The 25,351-nt window shown below is 38.1% G+C and carries 26 protein-coding genes and 1 tRNA gene; 8 read left to right on the plus strand and 19 right to left on the minus strand.

The genetic code is table 11. The features are described from left to right. Position 1 precedes the first annotated feature (1 nt). The 6 genes from H8S40_RS08915 to pflB all read right to left on the minus strand — a co-directional run bounded on the left by H8S40_RS08915 (position 2) and on the right by pflB (position 7,212). Positions 2-463, minus strand: coding sequence for a MarR family winged helix-turn-helix transcriptional regulator (locus H8S40_RS08915; protein WP_366482397.1), 462 nt, complete (start codon positions 461-463; stop codon positions 2-4). Positions 464-583: 120 nt separating this feature from the next. Continuing rightward, positions 584-1,168, minus strand: a complete 585-nt coding sequence (locus tag H8S40_RS08920; protein WP_117989408.1) for a 5-formyltetrahydrofolate cyclo-ligase — start codon at positions 1,166-1,168, stop codon at positions 584-586. Positions 1,169-1,170: 2 nt separating this feature from the next. Beyond that, positions 1,171-2,730, minus strand: a complete 1,560-nt coding sequence (gene cls, locus H8S40_RS08925; RefSeq protein WP_186865079.1) for a cardiolipin synthase — start codon at positions 2,728-2,730, stop codon at positions 1,171-1,173. A gap of 15 nt (positions 2,731-2,745) precedes the next feature. Then, entirely contained in the window at positions 2,746-3,891 is a 1,146-nt protein-coding gene (locus tag H8S40_RS08930) for a DUF4317 domain-containing protein (protein WP_186865080.1), read from the minus strand. Positions 3,892-4,105: 214 nt separating this feature from the next. Further along, positions 4,106-4,846 carry a pyruvate formate-lyase-activating protein gene (gene pflA, locus H8S40_RS08935; protein WP_118738447.1) on the minus strand — a complete coding sequence of 247 codons (741 nt, stop codon included), beginning with the start codon at positions 4,844-4,846 and terminating at the stop codon, positions 4,106-4,108. A gap of 107 nt (positions 4,847-4,953) precedes the next feature. Beyond that, the gene (gene pflB / locus H8S40_RS08940) at positions 4,954-7,212 is read right to left on the minus strand and encodes a formate C-acetyltransferase (RefSeq protein WP_118723813.1); all 2,259 of its coding nucleotides are present in this window, start codon (positions 7,210-7,212) and stop codon (positions 4,954-4,956) included. Positions 7,213-7,507: 295 nt separating this feature from the next. Between pflB and H8S40_RS08945 the strand changes: the two genes are divergently transcribed. After that, entirely contained in the window at positions 7,508-7,993 is a 486-nt protein-coding gene (locus H8S40_RS08945; RefSeq protein ID WP_186865081.1) for a GNAT family N-acetyltransferase, read from the plus strand. Between the two features lie 92 nt (positions 7,994-8,085). Here the strand turns inward: H8S40_RS08945 and H8S40_RS08950 are convergent, their stop codons facing one another. Genes H8S40_RS08950 through H8S40_RS08960 form a run of 3 tightly spaced genes read right to left on the minus strand, consistent with a single transcriptional unit; the run spans position 8,086 to position 11,645 of the window. Next, positions 8,086-10,374: a xanthine dehydrogenase family protein molybdopterin-binding subunit gene (locus H8S40_RS08950; RefSeq protein ID WP_118723815.1), complete on the minus strand. Its 2,289-nt coding sequence runs from the start codon at positions 10,372-10,374 to the stop codon at positions 8,086-8,088. Further along, positions 10,374-10,838 carry a (2Fe-2S)-binding protein gene (locus tag H8S40_RS08955; protein ID WP_118723816.1) on the minus strand — a complete coding sequence of 155 codons (465 nt, stop codon included), beginning with the start codon at positions 10,836-10,838 and terminating at the stop codon, positions 10,374-10,376. The genes H8S40_RS08950 and H8S40_RS08955 overlap by 1 nt, the downstream gene beginning before the upstream one ends. A 3-nt stretch (positions 10,839-10,841) precedes the next feature. After that, entirely contained in the window at positions 10,842-11,645 is an 804-nt protein-coding gene (locus tag H8S40_RS08960) for an FAD binding domain-containing protein (protein ID WP_022075084.1), read from the minus strand. Positions 11,646-12,050: 405 nt separating this feature from the next. On the opposite strand from H8S40_RS08960, the gene H8S40_RS08965 reads away from it, so the two are divergent. Next, a tRNA-Trp gene (locus H8S40_RS08965) sits at positions 12,051-12,121 on the plus strand. A 282-nt stretch (positions 12,122-12,403) separates the two neighbouring features. On the opposite strand, the gene H8S40_RS08970 is transcribed toward H8S40_RS08965, so the two are convergent. Next, the gene (locus H8S40_RS08970) at positions 12,404-12,559 is read right to left on the minus strand and encodes a hypothetical protein (RefSeq protein ID WP_186865082.1); all 156 of its coding nucleotides are present in this window, start codon (positions 12,557-12,559) and stop codon (positions 12,404-12,406) included. Positions 12,560-12,944: 385 nt separating this feature from the next. Here H8S40_RS08970 and H8S40_RS08975 point away from each other — a divergent pair, with 385 nt between their 5' ends. Together H8S40_RS08975 and H8S40_RS08980 are read left to right on the plus strand one after the other, a co-directional pair. Then, positions 12,945-13,970 carry a CPBP family intramembrane glutamic endopeptidase gene (locus tag H8S40_RS08975; RefSeq protein WP_186865083.1) on the plus strand — a complete coding sequence of 342 codons (1,026 nt, stop codon included), beginning with the start codon at positions 12,945-12,947 and terminating at the stop codon, positions 13,968-13,970. A gap of 838 nt (positions 13,971-14,808) precedes the next feature. Continuing rightward, positions 14,809-15,345: a replication initiator protein A gene (locus tag H8S40_RS08980; RefSeq protein ID WP_186865084.1), complete on the plus strand. Its 537-nt coding sequence runs from the start codon at positions 14,809-14,811 to the stop codon at positions 15,343-15,345. 303 nt (positions 15,346-15,648) lie between these two features. Here the strand turns inward: H8S40_RS08980 and H8S40_RS16185 are convergent, their stop codons facing one another. Together H8S40_RS16185 and H8S40_RS08990 are read right to left on the minus strand one after the other, a co-directional pair. Beyond that, positions 15,649-15,876, minus strand: a complete 228-nt coding sequence (locus tag H8S40_RS16185) for a type II toxin-antitoxin system HicA family toxin (RefSeq protein WP_186865085.1) — start codon at positions 15,874-15,876, stop codon at positions 15,649-15,651. Between the two features lie 32 nt (positions 15,877-15,908). Beyond that, the gene (locus H8S40_RS08990; protein ID WP_186865086.1) at positions 15,909-16,061 is read right to left on the minus strand and encodes a hypothetical protein; all 153 of its coding nucleotides are present in this window, start codon (positions 16,059-16,061) and stop codon (positions 15,909-15,911) included. 317 nt (positions 16,062-16,378) lie between these two features. Between H8S40_RS08990 and H8S40_RS08995 the strand changes: the two genes are divergently transcribed. The 3 genes from H8S40_RS08995 (at position 16,379) to H8S40_RS09005 (ending at position 17,776) form a co-directional block, all read left to right on the plus strand. Beyond that, positions 16,379-16,924, plus strand: coding sequence for a Uma2 family endonuclease (locus H8S40_RS08995; RefSeq protein WP_186865087.1), 546 nt, complete (start codon positions 16,379-16,381; stop codon positions 16,922-16,924). Between the two features lie 103 nt (positions 16,925-17,027). Then, positions 17,028-17,408 carry a DUF4825 domain-containing protein gene (locus H8S40_RS09000; RefSeq protein WP_186865088.1) on the plus strand — a complete coding sequence of 127 codons (381 nt, stop codon included), beginning with the start codon at positions 17,028-17,030 and terminating at the stop codon, positions 17,406-17,408. Positions 17,409-17,443: 35 nt separating this feature from the next. After that, positions 17,444-17,776 carry a DUF6054 family protein gene (locus H8S40_RS09005; protein WP_118723825.1) on the plus strand — a complete coding sequence of 111 codons (333 nt, stop codon included), beginning with the start codon at positions 17,444-17,446 and terminating at the stop codon, positions 17,774-17,776. A 129-nt stretch (positions 17,777-17,905) separates the two neighbouring features. On the opposite strand, the gene H8S40_RS09010 is transcribed toward H8S40_RS09005, so the two are convergent. The 7 genes from H8S40_RS09010 to H8S40_RS09040 all read right to left on the minus strand — a co-directional run bounded on the left by H8S40_RS09010 (position 17,906) and on the right by H8S40_RS09040 (position 23,379). Continuing rightward, entirely contained in the window at positions 17,906-18,841 is a 936-nt protein-coding gene (locus H8S40_RS09010) for an RpnC/YadD family protein (protein ID WP_186865089.1), read from the minus strand. 268 nt (positions 18,842-19,109) lie between these two features. Continuing rightward, positions 19,110-19,634 (minus strand): CinA family protein, encoded by a 525-nt coding sequence (locus H8S40_RS09015; RefSeq protein WP_186865090.1) that lies wholly within the window; start codon positions 19,632-19,634, stop codon positions 19,110-19,112. A 3-nt stretch (positions 19,635-19,637) separates the two neighbouring features. Further along, the gene (gene pgsA / locus H8S40_RS09020) at positions 19,638-20,180 is read right to left on the minus strand and encodes a CDP-diacylglycerol--glycerol-3-phosphate 3-phosphatidyltransferase (RefSeq protein ID WP_022075730.1); all 543 of its coding nucleotides are present in this window, start codon (positions 20,178-20,180) and stop codon (positions 19,638-19,640) included. Next, on the minus strand, positions 20,164-21,501 hold the full coding sequence (gene rimO / locus H8S40_RS09025) for a 30S ribosomal protein S12 methylthiotransferase RimO (RefSeq protein WP_022075731.1): 1,338 nt from the start codon (positions 21,499-21,501) through the stop codon (positions 20,164-20,166). Before rimO ends, pgsA begins: the two co-directional genes overlap by 17 nt. Before the next feature lie 71 nt (positions 21,502-21,572). Next, positions 21,573-21,821 carry a DNA-directed RNA polymerase subunit omega gene (gene rpoZ, locus H8S40_RS09030; protein WP_022075732.1) on the minus strand — a complete coding sequence of 83 codons (249 nt, stop codon included), beginning with the start codon at positions 21,819-21,821 and terminating at the stop codon, positions 21,573-21,575. Between the two features lie 4 nt (positions 21,822-21,825). After that, the gene (gene gmk, locus H8S40_RS09035) at positions 21,826-22,458 is read right to left on the minus strand and encodes a guanylate kinase (protein WP_186865091.1); all 633 of its coding nucleotides are present in this window, start codon (positions 22,456-22,458) and stop codon (positions 21,826-21,828) included. 45 nt (positions 22,459-22,503) lie between these two features. Then, complete coding sequence (locus H8S40_RS09040) at positions 22,504-23,379, minus strand: YicC/YloC family endoribonuclease (RefSeq protein ID WP_186865092.1); 876 nt, start codon at positions 23,377-23,379, stop codon at positions 22,504-22,506. A gap of 207 nt (positions 23,380-23,586) precedes the next feature. Between H8S40_RS09040 and H8S40_RS09045 the strand changes: the two genes are divergently transcribed. Beyond that, positions 23,587-25,323 carry an Rqc2 family fibronectin-binding protein gene (locus H8S40_RS09045; RefSeq protein ID WP_186865093.1) on the plus strand — a complete coding sequence of 579 codons (1,737 nt, stop codon included), beginning with the start codon at positions 23,587-23,589 and terminating at the stop codon, positions 25,321-25,323. Positions 25,324-25,351 lie beyond the last annotated feature (28 nt).

Here is a 25,351-nt window from a genome sequence, read left to right on the forward strand (position 1 = left end):
CTTAATTGTTTTTCTGGTCGGTTGTACGTTCCGCCTGCTGTTTTAAATTATCCAGCATTTGGAGTAAAAATCTTCTAAGCAGGATTTTTTCTTCTATACTAAACCCCGAAACTAACATCTCTTCCATCTTATTAATTACACCCCAAACCTGTTCAAGACAATTCTCTGCCTTTTCTGTCAAATATAATCTCATAATCCGTTGATCCTGTTCGTCAGGCCGGCGCTCGATCAAGCCCTGCTTTTCCATCTTCTTAATTCCCGATGTGATCGTCGGTGGTGTCAGTTTCATCTTTTTAGCTAATTCCCTTTGTGACATACCACTATTTTGATGTAATGAGAAAAACATCGCTGCCTGCCATGGTTTTAATTCATATTGTTTTAACGACTGACTGGCACAGTTCATCTCCATATGCATAATCTGATTCATAATATTGATGATTGACATTTCTTTTTCATCATTCACTTATATCACCCCTCTTTTCTTCATCAGTAATTAGTTAGATGTCTAACGGTTATTTTATGAGCATTGATTATATTTGTCAAGAAAACCTCTTGTATTTTCACAGTTTTTTAATATTTTTCTCTAATTTTCCGTTTGATATCGAACGATTTCTCTCTCGGATACCACAACATCCATCATCAAGTCATGCCCTTCTGTCGGTATCTCCGACAGAAGTATTTTTTCTCTGCACAAGATTACTCTCCACGCATCTGTCTGACTAAGATATCTGTCATAAAATCCCCCACCGTATCCGAGTCTGTCACCTTTTTTATTGCATGTGACACATGGTACAAATGCCAGATCAATCTTCTGCGGTGGTATTTCTTCGCAGTAACCTTTTGGCTCCATAATGCCATAAGCACCTTCTTCCAAGTCATCCAGGCTTGTAATCGCATAAACTTTCATAACACCTTTTGAAATACACTTTGGAACACCAAGCTTCCTGCCTGACTTTAATATTTCCTGTAACATCGGCGTTGTATTAATTTCATCTTTCGTTCCCACATAACAAAAGACTACCTTTGCATTCTCATATTCAGGAAGTGTTAATGCATGTTTGCTAATCTTCTCATCTGCTGACTTACAATACGCTATTGAAAGTTCTGAAATTTTCTTTTTTATTTGTTTCCGTAGCTCTTGTTTTTCTCTTTTTAAATCTGTTTTCATTTCTATAATAATCCTGCAAATAATCTCATAAACAATTGGCCCAGACGCAAATAAGCACTATTCCCTGAACTATATTTTTCCGTCACTTCACAGCATTCTTTCATGGTTGCTTCTAAATCTTCTCTAATCAAAGTAACCGCGCTACAATCTGCCATAAAGCATCCATTTTCAAAATGATGATAAAGGCTTCTATAATCCAGATTTATTGTTCCACACGTAGCCATACAATCATCTGCTACACTCATTTTTGCATGGCAAAATCCAGGAGTCCATTCAAAAATACGCACTCCATCTTTTACCAGCCCGTGATAAAATGAACGTGTAACACTATAAATCAATTTCTTATCCGGAATTCCCGGTGTAATTATCCTTACATCAACCCCACGTTTCGCAGCCAGACACATTGCATGCATCATCTCATCTGTAATAATCAGATACGGCGTCATAAACCAACAATATTTTTCTGCTTTATTTATCATGCTGATGTAAACTTCTTCGCCCACCTGCTCATCATCCATCGGACTGTCCGCATAAGGCTGGATAAATCCACTTTGTTCTGCATGATACTCATATGGTAATAAATATTTTTCAAAATTCGTATCATTTTTATCTTTATCATTGACTGCATTCCACATTTCTAAAAATGTTATCGTCAATGACCGGACTGCGTCTCCCTCTAAACGAATCCCCGTATCCTTCCACTGTCCGTATGGATGTGTAAAATTGAAGTACTCATTTGCAAGATTATAGCCGCCGATAAATCCGATTTTCCCATCTATAACCGTAATTTTACGATGATCTCGATTATTTAGAAATACATTCAGACCCGGCATAAACGGATTGAATACGCGGCACTGAATCCCTACATTCTCAAGCTTCTTTATAAAATCTGTATTTATGAATCCGATCGACCCCATGTCATCATAAAAAATGCGAACTTCCACTCCTGCTTGTACTCGTTCTTCCAAAACCTTTTGGATCATATACCACGCTTGTGCATCCTCAATCGCATGGTATTCCATAAAAATAAAACTTTCTGCTTTTGACAATTCTTCAAGCTGGGATTCCAGTCCTTTTACCGCTTCACTGTAATATGTTACATCCGTATTCTGATATACCGGATAATTTGCATTTTTCTTTATATAGTAAGCAATATTGCCGGCTTTTGGATTTTTCTCGTTTAATCTTCCTAAAGTTTCTTGATTTTCCGGAAGTAACGGCAAAATAGTATCATCAATTTCTTTGTATCGTATTCTCATTTTACGAGTTCCGCCGTTTAATCCAATCATCAAGTACAGACCAACTCCCATTATCGGAAATATAAGTATCAAAATTATCCATGGCATTTTCATAGACGAAGTTTTGTTGGATGCATAAAGTCCCAAAACCAAACCGCCTGCCAGAATCCTTGTCAGCAAATTGACAAATTCTGCGTATCTATTCAATTTGGTGAGCATAACTATAACAAAAAGAATTTCCAGCAAAATACAAAACCCAGAAAAACATAATCGCTTTACGCCGTTTTTGGTTTTCGCTCTGCCTTCTAGTGTATCCTGTTTCATTTAACTCATCTCCTTTTATTTATCTGCCTGCGGGCGTTTTATTGTACGGACATTAATCCCATTCAATTCTATATGGTCATCAACAGGAATCACAATGCATTGTCTTCCATCAATTATCCTTGTTTCAATCAAATCAGCTCTGTCCGGGTTTACTTTTATAACCACGTCAGGTGTCTCAATATTGAATTTTCTTGTCTCTGCAATATTTTCTGCAATAAGTGTTGATTTTTCGCCCGCTGCAGCCTCAAATGTCTGTTCAAATATCTCCATCTGTTCTGCTGATACGCCACTATTCTCAAAGATTTTCTTCACATCTGTTTTATCTAAGGATACTGGTTCCGGCTCATCTTTATGTTCTTCAATAATTTCATTCAAAGTTTCATGAATATTTCTTACCGTTTCATAATCACCATCTTCGCCGAGCGTATCCTCAATAATCATCTGGAATGTCTCTTTCTGTGAGTCCGCCGACATCGGCATCTTCGCTCCCAGCACCTGATTGATCAACTCCGGCTGAAGGTCCTGCGATTTCTTTGTATAATACAATACCCCATGGATATCTGTACTTCGATCTGTAAATGCAGGGAACAAAAATCCTTTATCAGGCTTATCTACAATCCAGTCACGTATACGGTCTTCAATCCTGTTATCCTCGGCATTATAACACAATCCGGCTTTTGATAATGACACTGGACAGATACTGCATATAAGATATTCAAATACCTCATCCGATGCATCATACATTTCTAATTCATCTGTTCCTTTTCCCGGAATATCATACATTGCATGGATCAAAATAATATAATAGTTTTCTTCATACTCATAGTTCTCGATTATTTTATCGTAAAACTCTTCCAAAAGCATATCATCTTCTAATTTACTGTTTTTTAATTTCAATAAAAATTCCTGCGTTCCTCCCGGCATCTCCTGTTCCAAAGGAAATTCCATATTCAACAGGTTCTTCCCCAGACTCCCTGATAATGTTTTCTTAAAAATATCAAAATACTTAAATGCTTCTTCTTCCGGCAAAGAAAGAAATGCTTCTTTCGATTCTAAACGTTTTGTCTTTTCATGGTCTACATAGCATCCGCAAATACGCGTAATCGCACAGTTTGCTGGTGTAAATTGTTTTCTAATTTCCAGTACTTCTTTTTTATTCATATCTCTTTCCTCTCTTATACTTATTGTCGTTACATTATTATACAACGGAAAGTAACGTTTGTGAAAGTGACATTTGGGGACGTGGACCAGTTGGGGACGGGGGTTAGTGGCTTTTTTGCTCGCAAAAAAGCCACTAACCCCCGTCCCCAACTGGTCCACGTCCCCAAATGGTCTCCCCATCCTCAATTGTCTCCAATTGTCACTTTCAAATGCACTAAACTCCTGTGTGAAGCAGTTTATTTGCATTCTCAACTCTCTCGACTGATGGTGGATCAATTCCTTTTAATTTGTACTCATAGCCAAGTTCATCCCATTTATACGCACCTAAAGTATGATATGGAAGAACTTCTACTTTCTGAACATTATCCAATGTTTGAATAAATTCATCCAGTTTGATCAAATATTCATCATAATCGCTTCTTTCCGGTACAAGAACATGACGAATCCAAACAGGTTTTTTGATGTCTGATAAGTAACGGGCCAAATCTAAAATATTTTTATTTGTACATCCTGTTAAAATCTTATGCTGCTCATCATCAATATGTTTGATATCAAGCATCACCAGATCTGTATATTTCATTAATTCATTAAATTTGCTGAAAAATGGCTCTTCTCTTGTAAATGGATTTCCGCTTGTATCAAGTGTTGTATGAATTCCATTTGCTTTTGCCTTACGGAATAATTCTGTCAGAAAATCAATCTGCAATAATGGTTCTCCACCACTTACTGTGATCCCGCCATCATTTTTCCAGTAAGAACGATATTTCATTGCTTTTTCTAACAGTTCATCTGTTGTGTAAAGAGTTCCTTTCTTCATATCCCATGTATCCGGATTATGACAAAACTGGCATCTCATTGCACATCCTGTCAGGAAAATAATATACCGCACTCCCGGGCCGTCTACTGATCCAAAGCTTTCCAGCGAATGAACATAACCTTTTAATGCTTCTGCCATTTTATTTTCTCCTTATTATTGATAATACCTTTTCGAATATTTGTTACAAAGAGGAGCAGTCCCTTTCGAAACTGCCCCTCTTTACTTTCAACAAAGTTTAATTCTTATTACATTGATTTGTGGCAAGTTCTGGAAATAACGTCCATCTGCTGCTCACGAGTCAAGTCGATGAATTTAACAGCGTATCCAGATACACGAATTGTAAAGTTAGCATATTCTGGTTTCTCTGGATGCTCCATAGCATCGATCAGTTTCTCTGTACCGAATACGTTTACGTTCAAGTGGTGTGCTCCCTGATCGAAGTATCCATCAAGAACGTTTACAAGGTTATTTGTACGCTCTTCATCTGTATGTCCAAGTGCACTTGGGCTGATTGTCTGAGTATTTGAAATACCATCTAATGCATCTTCGTATGGAAGTTTTGCAACAGAGTTCAGTGAAGCCAAGAGACCATTCTGCTCTGCACCGTAAGATGGGTTAGCACCTGGTGAAAGTGGCTCGCCTGCTTTTCTTCCGTCTGGAAGAGATCCTGTAGCCTTACCATATACAACGTTTGATGTAATTGTAAGGATAGATGTTGTAGGCTCTGAATTTCTGTATGTATGGCATTTTTTCAGTTTGTGCATAAATGTCTTAAGAAGCCATACTGCGATTTCATCAGCACGATCATCATCGTTACCATATCTTGGGAAGTCTCCCTCTGTCTCGAAGTCAACTACGATTCCGTCTTCATCACGAATTGTTTTAACTTTTGCATATTTGATAGCGCTCAAAGAGTCTACTACGTGAGAGAATCCAGCGATACCTGTTGCAAATGTACGTCTTACATCTGTGTCGATAAGAGCCATCTCTGCTGCTTCATAGTAATATTTATCATGCATGTAGTGAATCATGTTCAATGTATCTACATACAGTTTTGACAGCCATTCCATCATAGCGTCATATCTTTCCATTACCTCATCAATATCAAGATATTCTGAAGTAATTGGTCTGTAAGCTGGTCCAACCTGCTGTCTTGTCTTCACATCAACACCACCATTGATAGCGTATAACAGACACTTAGCAAGGTTTGCACGTGCTCCAAAGAACTGAATCTCTTTACCTGTCTGAGTAGCAGATACACAGCAGCAAATGCTGTAGTCATCGCCCCATACCGGACGCATAACATCATCGTTCTCATACTGGATAGAACTTGTTGTTACAGAAATAAATGATGCATATTTCTTGAAGTTCTCTGGCAGTCTTGAAGAATAAAGTACTGTCAGGTTAGGCTCTGGTGAAGGTCCCATGTTCTCTAATGTATGTAAGAAACGGTAGTCGTTCTTTGTTACCATAGAACGTCCGTCCTGTCCAAGTCCACCAACCTCAAGTGTAGCCCATACTGGGTCTCCTGAGAAGAGTTCTGTGTAAGATGGAATACGAGCAAACTTAACCATTCTGAATTTCATAACCATGTGGTCGATCAATTCCTGAGCTTCTTCTTCTGTCAGAGTTCCGTTCTCAAGATCTCTTTCAATATAAATATCAAGGAATGTAGAAATACGTCCAACACTCATTGCAGCACCGTTCTGTGTCTTGATTGCTGCAAGATATCCGAAGTACAGCCACTGAGCAGCTTCTCTTGCATCTTTAGCTGGTGCAGAAATGTCATATCCGTATGCTGCAGCCATCTCTTTCATTTCTTTCAGAGCGTTGATCTGATCTGTGATCTCTTCACGAAGACGGAAATCTGTTCCTTTCATTCCGTGTCTCTCGCCTCTCACGAAATCAGACTGTTTTTCCTTAATAAGGTAATCAATACCATATAAAGCTACACGACGGTAGTCACCAACGATACGTCCACGTCCGTATGTATCTGGAAGTCCTGTAATGATTTTGTTGTGACGAGCTTTTTTCATCTCTGGTGTGTAGATATCAAATACTCCCTGATTGTGAGTTTTGTGATATTTTGTAAAGATCTCATGCAGTTTTGCACTTGGCTCATAACCATGTGTTGTACAAGCCTGCTCTGCCATCTTAATTCCACCATAAGGCATAAATGCTCTCTTCAGAGGTTTGTCTGTCTGAAGACCAACAATTTTCTCCAGCTCTTTCATGCTGTCATCGATATAAGCTGCACCATAAGCAGTAAGTCCTGAAACAACTTCTGTTTCCATATCAAGGACTCCACCTTTTGCACGCTCTTCTGCCTGAAGTTCCTGTAATCTTCCCCACAACTTATCTGTTGCTTCTGTAGGTCCAACTAAGAAAGATTCATCTCCATCATATGGTTTGTAGTTGTTCTGAACGAAATCACGAACATCTACTCCGTCTTTCCAAAGTTTACCTTTGAATCCTGTCCACTGTTCAAACTGTGCCTGTGACATTGTATACTTCCTCCTTGCTATTTTATAGCTATTACTTTTTTCAACAGTCGCAGTATAACATCACGTTAAAAAAAAGACAACCTCAAATCTCTTATTTCTTCTTATGTTCCTTATTTAGTACAATTATTGCATTTTTCGGCATACAATCCGCTATATAATGTTACTTTTTCCCTGATTTTTTGTTTGATTTCGTCGCATTTTCTAACTATTTTTCAGTGCTGTTTTTATTGCATATTCCACGATTTCATTTTAAAATATTTATAAAATTTTATGTAAAAAATGAGAGGGCAAACCTATGAACATTCGCAAATCGACCATGGATGATTTAGACATTCTGTTACACCTTTATGAAAATGCACGTACATTCATGAGCAGTCACAGCAATCCAGTGCAATGGGGCACGACTTATCCAGAAAAAGAACTCATTATTTCAGATATTAAATCCGGTCACAGCTATGTCTGTGAAGATCACACCAAAATCATCGCTACATTTTTTTACCACAAAGCAGATGATCCTGACTATAACGAGATTTATGAAGGTGACTGGTTGAATTCGATGCCTTATGGCGTGGTCCACCGTATTACTTCAGATGGAACCATCCATGGAACTGCTTCTTTTTGTCTTGAATGGGCATTAAAGCAATGCGGTAATCTCAAAATTGATACACACCGTGATAATTCTGTCATGCAACATTTACTTAAGAAAAATGGTTTCTCTTATTGTGGTCTGGTTCATCTGCAAGATGGCACAGAACGTCTGGCTTACCAAAAGACTCTCTAAACCCCCGGGTTATACAACAAAAGATACAACCGTTGTTTTTTTCAACAACAGCTGTATCTTTTTTATTTCTTTTTTATATTAAAAATGTTTTCTTATTTCTGTTTTTCCTGCTCTTGGATTCCCCAGAAAATCTTTTCTGCCGTAATTGGCAATTCACGGATTCGAACGCCTACCGCATGATCTACCGCATTTGCAATTGCTGGAGATGGTGTATTGATTACAATCTCACCGATAGATTTGGCACCAAATGGACCTGTTGGTTCATAACTGCTCTCAAATTCTACTCGAATCGTTCCAACATCCAATCGTGATGGAATCTTATATTGCATAAAGGAATTGCTATAGTTCTTTCCTTTCGCACTATATACAATGTCTTCATACATTGCCATACCGATTCCCTGTGCGATTCCACCTTCTGTCTGGACTCTGGCAAGATTTGGATTGACAACAGTTCCACAGTCTACAACTGCTGCATAATCAATCAATTCGATTGCTCCTGTTTCTTTATCAATCTCTACTTCTGCCATTCCAACCATAAACGGCGGTGGTGATACCGGTGATGTAAATGCTTCGCTTGCGCTAAGTGCATCATCATTAAAGCACATTACTTTATTTCCAATATCTTTTCTAGAAATAGATTCTCCTGTTTTCAGATTCAAGACTTTTTCGCCGTCAAATTCTACATCTTCTACCGGACAGCCGAGATATTTTGCACCCTTCTCACTGATTTTCTTGCGTAAAGTCTCACAAGTTTTCATCACTGCCATACCTGTCACATAAGTTGTACTAGATGCGTAAGAACCACAATCATATGGTGAAATATCTGTGTCAACTCCATGTACAACAATCTCATCCATACTACAGTCCAGACAATCTGCTGCCATCTGTGAAAGAATTGTATCACATCCTGTTCCCATATCTGTAGCACCAATCATCAATGTATAGAATCCGTCGTCATTCACTTTAATTGTAACTGAAGCAGTATCACAGCTGGAAATACCGGACCCCTGCATCGACATTGCAACACCAAGTCCTCTGACTTTACCATTGCCCATATCTTTACGCATACCTTTTTCATCCCAGCCGATCATCTCTTTTGCACGAGCCAGACAACGGTCAAGAGCACAACTGTTTGCTGTCTCTCCATAATATGCCGGCATAACCTGTCCTTCTCTGACAAGGTTCATCTCACGCAATTTCACTGCATCCATATCCAACTGTTTTGCCAATTCATCCACAGCTGATTCCAATGCAAATATACCCTGAGTTGCACCATATCCTCGATATGCTCCCGCAGACATATAGTTTGTGTATACAACATCATATGTAAAACGGAAAGCCTCTGCTTTTCCATATAAAGGAATCGACTTATGTCCGGACAGTCCAACTGTTGTCGGACCATGCTCACCATAAGCTCCCGTATTTGACAATGTGTACATATCAATCGCTTTGATTATTCCGTCTTCATCAGCTCCGACTCTTACATGGATCTCCATCTCATGTCGAGGTGAAGATGCAATCAAAGATTCTTCTCTTGTAAAAATCATCTTTGACGGTTTTCCAGTCATCCATGTTACAAATGCCGGATACATCTCTCCTACCGCTGTCTGTTTTGCTCCAAATCCGCCTCCGATTCGAGGTTTGATAATACGTACCTTAGATTTTGGGATATCTAATGCGTTCGCCAAAATACGACGTACATGGAAAGGTACCTGCGTAGATCCTACTACGTTCAAACGTCCATATGCGTCCATATAGCAATATGTACGGAATGTTTCCATCATAGCCTGCTGATTTGCTTTTGTGTGATAAGTCTGGTCGACAACATATTTACAAGAAGCAAGAACTGCATCCACATCTCCGTCAGAGCACTCATCATGTGCGCAAAGATTTCTCTTATTATCTGCTCCAACCGGTGCCAGACTTCTCCAATTATCTTCCGGATGTACTAAAATCTCATTATCCTTTGCTGTTCTGAAATCCAATACCGGCTCCAACACATCATACTGTACTTTCACAAGCTTCATTGCTTTCAAAACTGCCTCTTCTGTCTTACCCGCAACAATTGCTACCGGGTCTCCGACAAAACGAACTCTCTGATCCAGAATCAGTCTGTCATACGGACTTGGCTCCGGATAAGTCTGTCCTGCCAATGTAAAACGTTTATCCGGGCAATCTTCATAAGTAAACACTGCTTCAATTCCCGGCACTAACATTGCTTTTGATTTATCTATACTCTTAATTAATGCATGTGCATAAGGGCTTCGAACAACCTTTACGATCAAACAATCTGATGGAGCCAGGTCATTTACATAAACGCCTTTTCCAGTTACCAATGCCTTAGCATCCACCTTTGGCACTGCCTGATTTACATATTTCATTATGCCTGCTCCTCCTTCTTACTCTGCATATATTTCTGAATAGCACGAAGCTGTCCCATATAACCGGTACATCTGCACAGATTTCCCGCAAGATACTGTTTAATCTCATCAACAGACGGATCTTCTAACTCCCTGAACATTGCAAGAACATTCATAACAAATCCCGGAGAACAGAAACCACACTGCTCTGCTCCTTCTGCTGCAAGAAAACGCCCAAACTCTTCTGCTTCCTTATGAACACCTTCCAGTGTTGTCACCTCATGTCCGTCAATTCCCGCTGCCAGGATTGAACATGACAGACGAGATTTTCCATCTACCCATACAGTACACAATCCACAGTTTGTTGTCTCACAGCCACATTTTACGCTGACACATCCAAGCTGTCTTAATACATTTAACAAAACACTGTCCTCTGATACCTCTGTCTGAACAGGTTTGCCATTTAGTCGAAATTTAATTTCCATTATTTATTGTTCCTCCGCTAAAATTGCCCGAATCGAGCGTCGAATCAATACCTCTGCCAAATGTCTTCGGTATTCGGCACTGCCTCTCATATTCGATCCATATGTAAACATATCTGCTGCTTTTTTTGCATATGCATCAATCTCTTCTTCTGTAGCATCGTCTCTAATATCCCAGTCCAGCTCCAAAAGTGCTGCTTTTCCAGGTCTTGCCCCTACAGATATCCACCACAGTTTTTCTCCCTTAAACACACCTGTTACAATACCGCATGTCAATACCGGGAAATCTGTTTTTGTCTGGCGGATTGATTCATAATGGATCTTTCTGTTACTCTTACGAACAATTACAGATATCAAAAGATCCTTGTCCATCTTACGATTCACAAACTCCGACAAACGAACAGTTCCCCCATTATATAATTCCACAAAAGTATCCATTGCCAGCAAGACAGTTAATACGTCTGAAAATCCATATCGTCCAAAAATACTACCGCCTACTGTTGCCTGATTACGGAACTGAACCCCTACAATTGGGCTCAATGCTTTTGCTATATTTCCCTTTGAATATTCATTTAATCCCTGATGAGTTTCTAACTGACGCAATGTACACATTGCTCCAATCTTAAATACATGATCCGTCTCTTCAATTTTATTCAACTCCAGTTCAGACAAATCAATTACTGTTTTTACTCTCGCATTTCCAAGGCGCATCCACATCATACCGCCCATAACACGACTGTTACGTGCCTGATTCAACTCGTAAGCCTCATCCAGAGTTTTTGCTTTTACATAATTTTGTATCGTAAGCAAACCATTATCTCCTTTCGTCTCCTACAACAAAATAAGGTGCAAATGCATTCTGTCATTCACACCTTTAAGTACGATTCATTCTATCATGTTTTATTTTATTTGTCAAAATATGACATTGTAGATTTTTTACCTCTTTTATAATTTATTCTAATTTATATTTATTAATTTTATTTATATATTCTCATTACTCTTCATTACTTCTTTATTTACCAAAGAATTGCTTATCATTTTTCTCGCAGCTCTGTCGTATGCCAGTTGATACAGCATTTCCCGGGAATTAAATCTGTGTAAAATCGTTATTTTTAACTCTGTTTTAAAATTTAAAAAATTTTCTAATTTTCTTGTTGACAAACCACATCTTACTTGCTATACTAAGCAAGTGCTCAAGTGAGCCAAACAGAATATAGGGGATTGGTCAAATGGTATGATAGGGGTCTCCAAAACCTTTGGTGGGAGTTCGATTCTCTCATCCCCTGTACTAAAAAGTCTTAGAAACTGCGTAAAATCGCTGTTTTAAGGCTTTTTTCTTTTTTCCAAAAAGCAAAGGTAATCAAAAAGGTAATCAACCATATGTTCTAAACATCTGAAGAAGGAGGAAATCTTGCACAAATGCGTCTCATATGGTACCAAAAAGACATACTTTGCTAAAAAATTGATTATTTCAAATGATATTTTAAAGATACAAATAAAAAGAAATGCCTTAGCAGATTAATTCATATTCACGTAAACATGAAGAATACTGTTAGGACATTTCTTTTTTATCCAGATATTAACACCACGGATTGAAAATGTAATCTTCTCCTGAACGCATCTAAAATAGGTTTATCCATTGTTTCATCATATTTGAAAAGCATATAATTAATAATGTCTGTGTAATTAGTGTTCTTACTTGAGGTATACTTTAATACTGCCATTGATTTTCCCCTCCAATTTCATTAGGTCTTCACGAATGTCGTTCTCTTTTCAAAATAGTATTCCCCTTTCCGACATGACTGCTCTGCAGATATAAAGGAAAGCTGCGTCTACGAAAGTAGTAAGCCATTTAAAAAATCTGTTGATTGATACAAGTTCGAGGGAATGGGGAGCGAAATCCCCATCAAGATTGCCAGGTATCCTGATTTCCAAAAGGAAATTAGAGTTACTCAAGGGCGCATCTTGCCCTTGTTTAATAAAAGATTCGTTATGCTTTGCAGTAAATCAATGTTTTAAGTTTTCTCCAATTTGGGGAATAACCTGTGCCTAAGTGTCTAAAGTATGATATCATGTGAGTAACAAATTAGAAGTTGCAAGGAGGAAATTATGAAATTTATGCAAACAGAGAAAAAACAGCTATTGATCTATGTGATTATAGCATACGGAATCACATATGTAATGGGACTTCTGATGTGGTATGGCTATGGAAAAGGTCTTGATCTCAGCGCTTTTCCAAGGGCGCAGATGCTGTATCCAGCAGCAGGTGTAATGATGGCTTATTTAATTACCAAAAAAGGAGATAAAAATCTTCCAACGGCTTTTTACATATTCTTTGTAGCACTCACGGCGGTGCTGGTTATTTGCACGGCGACTTCTGTTCTGGCTCCAAAAAATAGAGATCTGATGAGCATGCCGTATTCTCAGTGGGCACCAATCATGGAGTACGTTATGATAGGTGGCAGCGTTATTTTCTGGATTCTTCTTCTGCAATCCGGTAAAGAAAAGCGCAGATCCTATGGACTGAACAGCGAACATTGGAATATATCTATTCGTATGATCCTGTTGTTTATTGGATTATATCTTCTCAGATTTGTGATTGCCTATGCTCTGAGCGGCCAGCTTTCTGAATTTGGCAAAATAATGGCAAATCCTACTACCTGGATCATATTTTTTACTGTTTTGGTAAACTTTTTCCCGTCAGTAGTGGCATTCTTTGGAGAAGAATACGGATGGAGATATTATCTTCAGCCTCTTCTTCAGAAAAAATTTGGACTAAAAGGCGGCGTAATCCTTTTGGGCTGTGTGTGGGCTGTATGGCATCTGCCAATAGACTTCTTCTATTACACTACGCCGGATATGGGGCTGGCGGCTCTGGCAAGCCAGTTTGTTACCTGTATTTCACTGGGGATTTTTATGGCATATACTTATATGAAAACCCAGAATATCTGGGTTCCGATAATTATTCATTTTCTGAATAATAATATGGTGGTAGTTTTTTCAGGAACGTACTCTGCGGATGTACTTCAGAATCAGCAAATCCACTGGGGAGATATTCCTGTGGCACTGGTAATGAATCTGCTGATCTTTGGATGGGTGATCTTTCTGAAGTCATTTAAGGAGAAAAAAGCATAATATTGAGTTCATTCAAATTATTTAGAACAATTTGCAGGAGTACCGGCATTTTTAAGAATAGTTATTTTAATTTCATGTATTGCAGATTGGATGATATTTGCAAAAATTGAAGTGGCATAACTTATAATAGGTTAATCATAATTGTAATCAAAAATCACTGTCCATTCTGTGGCAAATCATTAAGGGGTGTACCTATAAATAGTAAAGAATATTGTCCACACTGTAGTTGTAAAATAGAACAGGAGCATAAGAAAATTCAAGTTTGTGAATTAAAAAATTAAATATAAAATGTGAGATAGAGCGTATGGAAATTAACTATACGTTCTATTTTTTGACTTTTTGAGAAAAGTGATTAAAAAACTATTGACATTTTGTTACTAGATGAATAGATATGTTTACTCATAATTTAAGAGAAAAAAGCCTCATGGGCATGAGGAAAAATGAAGGCAAAACGTAATGTCTATACATCGTATTTTTAGCACAGAATCGATTTTATCATTAATGGTCATTAATACATTTTAAAAAAAATTGTCAAGTCTATTGATTCGTATTACTCACTCTTTTAAATTTTAGTGCCAGAACCTGTTTTTTGTCCGTTCGTCTTTTGTATATGTGAGGTAAAAAAACGACCATCGAAAATAACTTAAAATGTGATTGGATTGTCTTTAATTAACTGCGTTCCTTTTTTGGGAAACAGCTATTTATAGTTAAAAGCAATAATTTTCTAGTAAAAATAAAAAATTGAGTCAAATGGTTGTATAAGCCCCCTAAAACGTTTCTACATATGAAGACCTTAAACCTATATGTCAATATCAAAAAGTCGAAATGAGGTGAAGAATTGAATTATAAATACATAACCAAGGAAGAAATTTCGGTTGCATACTTTCAGTTCCCTAAGTTCCTGTTGAAGTATCCGATTTCACAGAACGGGAAGGTGGTGTATATGCTGCTGTATGACCGGGCACGACTCTCACAAATGAATAACTGGTTGGATGAAAATGGCCGGATCTATGTGATCTATCCGATTACGGAATTAATAAAACATATAGGGAAATGTAGGTCGTCCATAAAGTCTGCATTAAAGGAATTGGACGAAGCCGGACTACTGTTAAGAAGATCTGGTGGGTTTTCTAAGCCAAACCACTTGTATATAAAGATTCCCGCAGAAGAGATTTATCAGAAGGACAGAAATTCAACCCCGTTAGAAAATGGACAGTCATATAAACAACCACTGCATAGCCAGAATACTGGCCCCATGAGAGTCAAAAAGTCGACGCCTGAGACTTTTTCTCACAGTCTCGATTCAGGTCTGACACACGATAGACAGCTTTCTTGTAAGCGTATCCAGTTGGTGTGTAGTAATAGATTTCTATGAACTTTATCGAATCATTATTAATGCGGACAGACAGCCATTTTTGAACTATCATGTCCGCATCTTTTGTTACTATGCATTCTTGTTTATGTTTCATCTTTCTCGCCTATGAGTACAAAAATACCACCGGCCATTTTGATTGGTGGCAACTATACAACTGCATTTAATGCTTTGTTGTATTCAATTTCTAATTCATGTTTAAACTTTTCAAAATCTACATCAACCAGAATCAATATTCCATCAGAATAATCAAAACCAGTATTGGATATGCTCCTTTCATCTTTTTCTCACTTTCTTGCTATTTAGTTATAGTAATCGGTGCCTTGACGTCAATAAATTATGCCCGAAAGCCTGGGAATCTATTTCAATCCCCATTTTTTTCAGGATTCTTTTCTCCGTAATCTCATTAATTTCAGTGTGTCTAGGAACTTGTTCCGTATCATTTCCACGTTTATACGTATCATGATTCCCGCCATGATCTTTGAACAAAAATCCTGCGTCTTCAAGTTTCTTTATCAGGTCACGCCGTTTCACGTACTCATCTCCGTTTTTCTTTGTTATACGCCTTAAATACGCATTTGCCAATAGTAAGTACGCATAATATACGCATTTATTTTATTTTCAAAAAAGGACAACCTGTCACCAGATTTCCCCTTTTCTGAAATAACATTTTTCAAGCGAACTGCAACGATGCTATTTGATGCTGTAATATCAAGCAACTTTATTTCTCCTTTCTTTTTAACCAATTTCTCTTTTTGTTTTTGATAATATAATAAGATTCTTGTTTTATCGATATATTTTTAACAAACTTCTTCTTGTTTCCCTTTATTGACATACCAAGATTTACGAAATACAATACCTATATAAATTCAAGTCAAACATCCGTGAGACTTAGCGCTTGATTCTGATCAGCGAAGCTGACATATTCCTATCAGAATCACTGCGCATCCTCGCGGAGCGTTTATCTCAGTCTTCTCGACTGAGATAAAATTGGTTATACTTAAGTCATACAATCAAGTAGAAAGGATGTGATCACATGCCACTATTAAAAAACGATACTTACACAGTCGAAGACATCTACGCTCTTCCGGAAGGAAAACGTGCAGAGCTGATTGACGGACAGATCTATGACATGGCACCACCAAGTCCATTGCATCAGGAACTAGTAATGGAGCTTTCTGCAACTCTCAGAGATTATATTAGGAAAAATAACAGACCATGCAAAGTTTATCCTGCACCATTTGCTGTATTTCTCAATCAAGATGATCGGAATTATGTAGAGCCGGATATCTCCGTAATCTGTGATCCAAACAAAATGAATGACAGAGGATGTAATGGTGCACCGGATTTCATTATCGAAATCGTATCACCAAACAGTCAGAGAATGGATTATTTGACCAAGTTATTCAAATATCGTACTGCTGGTGTTCGGGAATATTGGATTGTAAACCCTATGAAGCAGACGATTCAAGTTTACTGCTTTGGTAATGTTGAGGATTCAACACAATATTCTTTTGACGATGAAATCAGTGTTGGAATTTATGATGATTTAAAGATTTGTATTACAGATCTATTAAAATAACCAAGAAAGATCCTATGTAATATAGAATTGAAAAAAGTGAAAAAATCGATATTTGAAGAATTCAGGTGGTTGTGCTATCTTACTGTTAGAGAGGAGATTGCTTATGAAGAAAAAAATAATTGCAATTATTCTAATTGTATTGTCAATAATATTAGTTCCTGCGTGTGGAAGAAAAGAAAAAATGTATGAGGTTCCTGATTTATCACAATACAAGACAGATTATGTAGGAGATTCTTCGAATGTCATAAAAATTGTAAGCAGTCAAGATTATCCAAAAGGATACTCATATGATAGTATAGAAATACAGTCTGAAAGTGAGCCTTATGGATTAACAGTTTTTCTAAAAGTTGAGCCATCTGCCTCTAAACTCGAAGATGAATTGCAGGTTAATGCAGATATAACATTTGATTTGATTGGTAATTTGGAAACACTTGATTATAAAATAGCAGATAGCAAAGAAATTATTGCATCGTATGAACGGTAGTGCAGGATTTTTAGATAATTAAGGAGTATTTGTGTATGGCAAAAATAGAAAGAAGTATAAATGAAGATTTTGATCAGTTACTTTCCAATATTGAAAACGGGATATTAAATGGCAGTATGTCAGCAACGCTAGAAGATGCCAGTGACTTTCGAAGTGGAACTGCGCGTTGCAGTGTTCGTGTTTTTGAACGTTACAGCTATGCTGGTGGAAATAGAGTGAGTCTTAATATTACGCTTTTCCAAAACGACAAAGATCCGGTTCAACTTTCCGCAATTACAGCAGGAGGAAGCCAAGCTGTATTTTTCAAAATTAACACATTAGGAGAAGAAGCATTTCTTGACAAGTTGATTGAATTACTGGATGCGTAACTTTCTTTTATCGAGAAAGATGCCAAGTAGTGAATTAAAGAAAAACCGAATCGTCTCTTAAAAGAAGTTTCCGAACTAGAAGAAGCCGCTCACTAATTTCTTAGTTTGCAGCTTCTTCTAATATTCAAACTATTTTATTTTACACTCACTTAGAAGATTCTGTATAACGGTAACGGATTCTTCTAATTCTTCTGCTATCTCATCTATTGATTTTCCTTTGGAAAGTTTTCTTTGGATCTGTTGTTTTAGCAGTTCCTTTCGGCCCTCCTCGATTCCAGCCTCCCGTCCAGCCTCAAATTCAGCCTTCCTTAGCTTTTTCTCTTCTTCATCCTTGTTATATTCGAATATACTCATGCTAATCACCTCAGCTCGATTTTGGATTAGAAATTCCGCTAATATTCCTTCTTTTATACATTCTTCAACGGCACATTCTACTGCTTCTTCCAATGACAGCTCTCCTAAAGAAGTATATTTACGGACTTTCGCTACATACTGAGCATATTCCTTCAATATTTGACAGTGTTCCATCAGTTCCTGATTATGACCTTCATTAACATTCAGCACAGTTACTCGCAATTCCAGATCTGGGTCATCTGTCTGGCATTCATACGCTGATGAAAGTCTGAACTCACTGACATCTTCAATCTCTTTCGTCCCATTATAGAACACAACAAATTTGGGGGCCGGAATCTTTTGTAGCACTGACGAATACAAAGACTTCTGAACAACCAGTTTCTGATATTCATTAGAGATATAAAACAGGTCTCTTAGCGGCATGTTCGGGTTATATGTAGACTGGTGTTCATACAAATATAAATTCATATCCAGAATAAATGCTAAGTCATTTTTCATTCCCATATAAATCGAATTTTCCAACGTTACTACCTGTAATGCATCTGCATCTGTATAATTCTTGTGATTCATTGCATTGTAAAGCGACAACAGATTTTCCTTGTTTTCAAACAACATACGAAAAATAGTATCTTTGTACTTCTTTGTTGCTTTTACTGTCCGATTCCGTACAGAATACTTCCTGCTTCTCTGTGCATTCTTTCGTTTTGACATATTCACTTTTCCTCCTTTTTGCAGGAGGTTATCTACTCTTTTTTCAGCCGCCTCCTGCTTTACATAACTATTGGTATCTAAAGCATAGACTTCTGAAATGAAATTAGAAAATAGATGGTGAATCGTCACCTTAGATTCATAAGAAATATGCTTTGTGTTAGTATAACACATGCTATTCATAAAAAACAACTTAAAAAAAAGAAGCCACTCACTAATTTCTTAGTTCGCAGCTTCTTTTTTACCTGTCTCTATATTTTCTCAATTATACTTATTCAGCCAGATTCTCTCCACAATTATCCAGGAATAACTGGAATACCGCCTGTACCGTATTCAACCGATTTTCCATACGGCTTCCTTTGAAATGACATTCTCTTACAAATACATTTCCCCGGATATAACAGCTCACAAAGATTAACCCTACCGGTTTCTCCGGCGTACCGCCTCCCGGTCCTGCAATTCCGGTAGAAGCAAAAGCAACATCTGCCCCCGCCGCTTTCGCTGCCCCTTCTGCCATTTCACGTGCAGTCTGGTCGCTGACAGCACCATATTGCTCTAATGTCTGAATCTGAACTCCAAGTAATCTGTGCTTCGCCTCATTTGAATACGTAACGTACCCTTCATTCAAGACTTCTGATGCCCCGGAAACATTTACCAATGTGCCTGCGATCAGACCTCCTGTACATGACTCCGCTGTCGTTACTGTCCATCCACGTTTTGCAAGAACTTCAACTACATGTTCTTCTAATACATCTTTTTGATCTACCTTTTCTGCCATCTGCCAGTCTGCATACATTTTTTACATGCCTCCCTGTGTTAAGACCTCTTTATTCTTCACAACATAATCAATCAATGAAATAATGGTAAGTGCCAATGCTATCCAAATCAAAACCTGTGCAATAATATCGAAAACACCGCCAAAATCTGCAATCAGTACGATAATCATAGCCATCTGGAATACTGTCTTGAATTTTCCCCAGTAACTTGCAGCGATAACAATTCCGTTATCGGAAGCAACCAGACGGAATCCGCTAATGATAAATTCTCTTGCAATGATCACAATAACGATCCATGCCGGAAGTTTTCCCATCTCAATCATACAGATCATCGCTGAGCATACAAGAAGTTTATCTGCCAATGGATCCATAAATTTTCCAAAGTTTGTCACCAGATTATATTTTCTTGCAATCTTTCCATCCAACATGTCTGTCAGACTTGCCACACAGAATAAAATGAGTGCGATCCATTTATTCGCCGGTCCACCTACATCTGTTAACATAAAAAATACAAAAAACGGAACCATGATTACTCTTAATACAGTTAGTTTATTCGGTAAGTTCATTTGTCAATCCTCCTATCAGATCATATTCTTCTGCTCCTGTCACTGTTACTTTTGCGAAATCACCTGACATGAGTAGTTCCCCTGTTTCCACAAAAATAAGTCCATCCACCTTCGGTGCGTCGCGATAAGTTCTTCCTACATATGCCGGCTCATCTGCAATTTTACCTTCAATCATAACGAGCATCTCTCTGCCGATCATATTTTCTGCAGTATCGAAAGCAATCTCTTGCTGAAGCTCCATCAATTCAGCCTGACGTTCAAGTTTTACTTCTTCATCTATCTGATCTGGCATTGTTGCAGCCGGTGTGTCTTCTTCCGGTGAATATGTAAATACGCCAAGTCTGTCAAATTCCATCTCATCTACAAATTCTACCAGTTCCTGATGCTGTTCTTCTGTCTCTCCCGGAAATCCTGTGATCAGAGTTGTTCTCAGACAAATATCCGGAATTTCTTTTCGAAGCTTTGTAACAATATCGATCAATTCCTGCTTACTTGTTCTTCTTCCCATACGTTTTAGAATTTCATCATTCGCATGTTGGATTGGAAGATCTAAATAGTGACAGATCTTTGGTTCTTCTTTTATAACCTGAATCAATTCATCTGTAATCTCTTCTGGATAGCAATAGAGGATTCGTATCCACTGAATTCCACTCACTTTACACAGCTCTTTTAATAGCTTATGAAGTGACTTTTCTCCGTAAAGGTCTTTTCCATAAAGTGTCGTCTCCTGTGCGACCAAAATCAACTCTTTTACGCCTTGTGCTGCCAGTTCTTCTGCTTCTTTGATAAGCTGCTCCATCGGTACACTTCGATAAGTTCCTCGAATCTTCGGAATAATGCAATATGTACAATGCTTGTCGCAGCCTTCTGCTATTTTCATATATGCGAAATGTCCGCCTGTTGTTATCTGTCGTTTTGTATCGACAACAGGCAATGCCTGAAGATCCTCCATCTCCAGAAAATGTTTTCCTTCCAGTGCTTCGTCAACTGCATCCAGTATCTTGTCATATGCCGTTGTTCCAAGCACTGCATCTACTTCTGGAATCTCATCAATGATTTCTTGTCTGTAACGCTCTGCCAGACATCCTGTTACGATCAATGCTTTTAATTTTCCTGTTTTCTTATATTCTGCCATCTCGAGAATATTATCAACGCTTTCCTGTTTTGCATCATGAATGAAGCAACATGTATTTACAACAATAATATCTGCTTCCTGCTCATCGTCGATCATCTCATAACCTCTGGACGCAAGAAGCCCTAACATCACTTCTGAATCTACCAGATTCTTATCGCATCCCAGGGAAATAAATAATATCTTCATAATCACTCTCCAAATCACTCAGAAAGGCAGATACCTGCCGGAACCTGCCTTTTCTTTATTCTTATCTACTTTTATTCTTCTTCCTCTGCGTTATCAGTAACGATTGTAAGCTTTCCTTCATTCATCTCCTGAATTGCGATAGAAAGTGGTTTTTCACCTTTCTTTGCTTTTACCAGCGGCATCTCTCCGTCGATAAGTTGTCTTGCTCTCTTAGATGTTGCCATAACGATAGAATAACGGCTGTTAACAACCTTTGTTTCGCCCTCTTCCACGTCCTTATTCACTACCTGCATCAAATCTGTATAAGATGGATGTAACATACTTTTATTCTCCTTTCATCTCTTTCAATTCTTTTTGAATCTTTTCTATAAAGTTTGTATTTCTTGAACATCTTAAATGTTCTGCCTGAATGACTGAATGCATCTGTTCCACACACTCTTCCAATGTATCATTAATGATCAGATAATCATAATTCTCCATACCTTCTGCTTCTTCCGCAGCACGGCTCATTCTGGAATTGATCACTTCCATGGTCTCTGTTCCTCGTCCTACAAGACGATGCTTCAGTTCCTGTGCAGATGGAGGAGCTACAAACAATAGCAGTGTATCAGGGAACTTCTCTTTCACCTTCAGCGCTCCTTGAATCTCAATCTCAAGAATCACATCCTTGCCTTCGTCAAGCTTCTGCTCTACATAGCTTCGTGGTGTACCATAGTAATTTTCCACGTATCTAGCATACTCTATCAGCTCATCTTTCGCAATCATTTTTTCAAATTCATTTTTTGAAATGAAAAAATACTCGCGACCATGAAGTTCTCCTTCTCTTGGCTGTCTTGTTGTTGCCGAAATAGATAACGCATACTTCTCTTCATATTTCTGCAGAAGTTCTTTCATTAAAGTTCCTTTGCCGGCTCCTGAAAAACCGGATACTACGATTAAAATGCCCTTCTTATTCATTTGCTCTCTTCTCCACTATCTCATACTTAAAACCATATTCAATAACTATTCAATATTCTGGATCTGTTCACGAATCTTCTCAATCTCTGTCTTTAATCCAATCGCATAATTCGAAACTTCCAGATCATTCGCCTTTGAAAGGATGGTGTTGGCTTCTCTGTTCATCTCCTGTGCAATAAAATCAAGCTTTCTTCCGATTCCTTCCGTCTCTTCTAATGTATCCCGCATATGCGAAATGTGGCTCTTCAAACGAACAGTCTCTTCGTCTGTACAAATCTTGTCAGCATATAAGATTACTTCAGCTGCCATCCTGTTCTCATCAACCGGCACATCCAATAGTTCATGGATCTTATCTTCCAGTTTCTTACGATACTCTTCCACAATCTGTGGTGACCGCTCTTCCACATGTCCTACTAGTGTCTCCATGCCGGAAAGCTTGTTCAAAATATCCTTCTTCAAGTTCTCACCTTCTGTGGTGCGTGTCTCAACAAACTGTGCAAATGCACCTTTTAATGCCATCTGCAGACCACTCCACAAAGCGTCTTCATCATCCGGCTTCTCTTCCATTGTCAATACCTCCGGACAATGTGCCAATGTAGAAACGCGGATATCATTATCAATTCCAAACGATTCTTCCATCTGCTTAAAGTATCTCATGTATTCCGCTGCAAGTGTTTCATTATACTTAAGTGCAGCCTGACTTTCTGAGTTATCTTCGTATGTAATAAAAATATCTACTTTACCGCGTAGCGCATACTGTTTTAACAATGTGCGGATTGCAGTTTCGAAAAAATTAAATTTCTTCGGCATACGAATGTTAACGTCTAAATATCTGTGGTTTACCCCTTTTAATTCCACTGTAAACTTTTTAGATTCAGTCTGATACTCATATCTTCCGAATCCTGTCATGCTTTTTATCATGATGTCAACCTCTGTTTATTCGTTTTTTTACATTCATAACATTATACCTCGTAACCACAGTCAAGGTCAACCATTTCACTTTGAGTTTTATAAATTTCTTTATCTGAAAATGAATCTGTGTTATACTTTCTCTGTATCAATTACTAATTTTTTGTAACCTGACATTCCATATTCAGGAATATAATCATAAAGAAACGAGGATATGACATGGCATTTGATGGAATTGTCGTGGCCAATCTGGTTCACGAATTAAAACAAGAATTAATAAACGGAAGAATTGCCAAAATTGCACAGCCTGAATCCGATGAGCTTCTTCTTACGATCAAGTCTCCCGCCGGACAGAGACGACTTTGTATCTCTGCAAGTGCATCGCTTCCTTTAATATATTTAACAGACACCAATAAACCAAGTCCTATGACGGCACCAAACTTCTGTATGCTGCTTCGTAAGCATATTGCAAACGGTCGTATCATTGATATATGGCAGCCAAAGCTGGAGCGTATTATCCATTTTACGATTGAGCATTTAGATGAGATGGGGGATTTATGCCGTAAGGATTTGATTGTAGAGATCATGGGAAAGCACAGCAACATCATTTTCTGCAATGAAGAAGGTATGATCATCGACAGTATCAAGCATGTTCCTGCACAGATGAGTTCTGTACGTGAAGTATTGCCGGGACGCACTTATTTTATTCCCGATACAATGGAAAAACATGACCCACTAAGTATCAGTGGGCAGGATTTTATCGAAACTATTGACAGCAAACCACTCCCACTTGCAAAAACTATCTACACTAGTTTTACCGGTGTCAGTCCTGTTGTTGCAGAAGAGATTTGCTATTTATCCGGAATTGATTCTTCTATTACTCCTAAGGAATTATCTGAAGATATCAAGCTGCATTTGTATAACCAGTTTACAATTTATTTTTCTGCTATTTCCGAGGGGGATTTTAAACCGGCTATTTATTATAATGGGAATGAACCAAAAGAGTTTTCTTCACTACCACTGTCGCATTTTTCAAATTATACCCGCAAGGACTTTGAATCTATTTCTGAAGTGTTGGATTTATACTATTCTTCTCGAAATGCGATCACAAGAATCCGTCAAAAATCTACAGACCTTCGTCATGTAGTCCAGACGGCTCTGGAACGTGCGAGAAAGAAATATGATTTGCAGGTACGCCAGCTTAAAGATACCGAAAATCGTGATAAGTTCAAAGTATACGGAGAACTGATCCATACTTATGGTTATAACCTTGAACCGGATGCGAAAAAGTTAGACGCACTTAATTACTATACAAATGAGATGGTAACAATCCCGCTTGATCCAACAAAGACACCGCAGGAAAATGCACAGCGTTATTTTGACAAGTATAACAAACAGAAACGTACCTTCGAAGCACTCTCTCGCTTAATTGAAGAAACCAAAGAGGATATTGATTATCTGGAATCTGTACAGAATGCACTTTTCATTGCACAGACAGAAGACGATCTTGCTCAGGTCAAGGAAGAATTGATTGATGCCGGATATATGCGCCGCAAATTCACGAAAAAGAAAATTAAGATTAAAAGTCAGCCTCTGCATTATATTTCCAGTGATGGATATCATATGTATGTTGGAAAGAATAATTTTCAAAATGAAGAACTCACATTTCATTTTGCTGTCGGCAATGACTGGTGGTTCCATGCAAAGCAGGCTCCTGGCTCCCACGTTATCGTCAAGACTAACGGAGACGAGCTTCCGGACCGCACATTTGAAGAAGCCGGAAAGCTTGCCGCTTACTACTCCAGTATGAAGGATAAAGACAAGATTGAGATTGACTATGTTGAGAAAAAGCACGTGAAAAAGCCACGTGGAGGGAAGCCAGGATTTGTTGTATATTACACGAATTATTCACTGATCATCGACAGCGATATTTCCGGAATCCAGCTTGTAGAATAGATTAAGATTATAAAAAGAGGATGACGAA

The sequence above is a fragment of the Ruminococcus hominis genome (assembly GCF_014287355.1).
Classification (GTDB): Bacteria; Bacillota; Clostridia; order Lachnospirales; family Lachnospiraceae; genus Schaedlerella; species Schaedlerella hominis.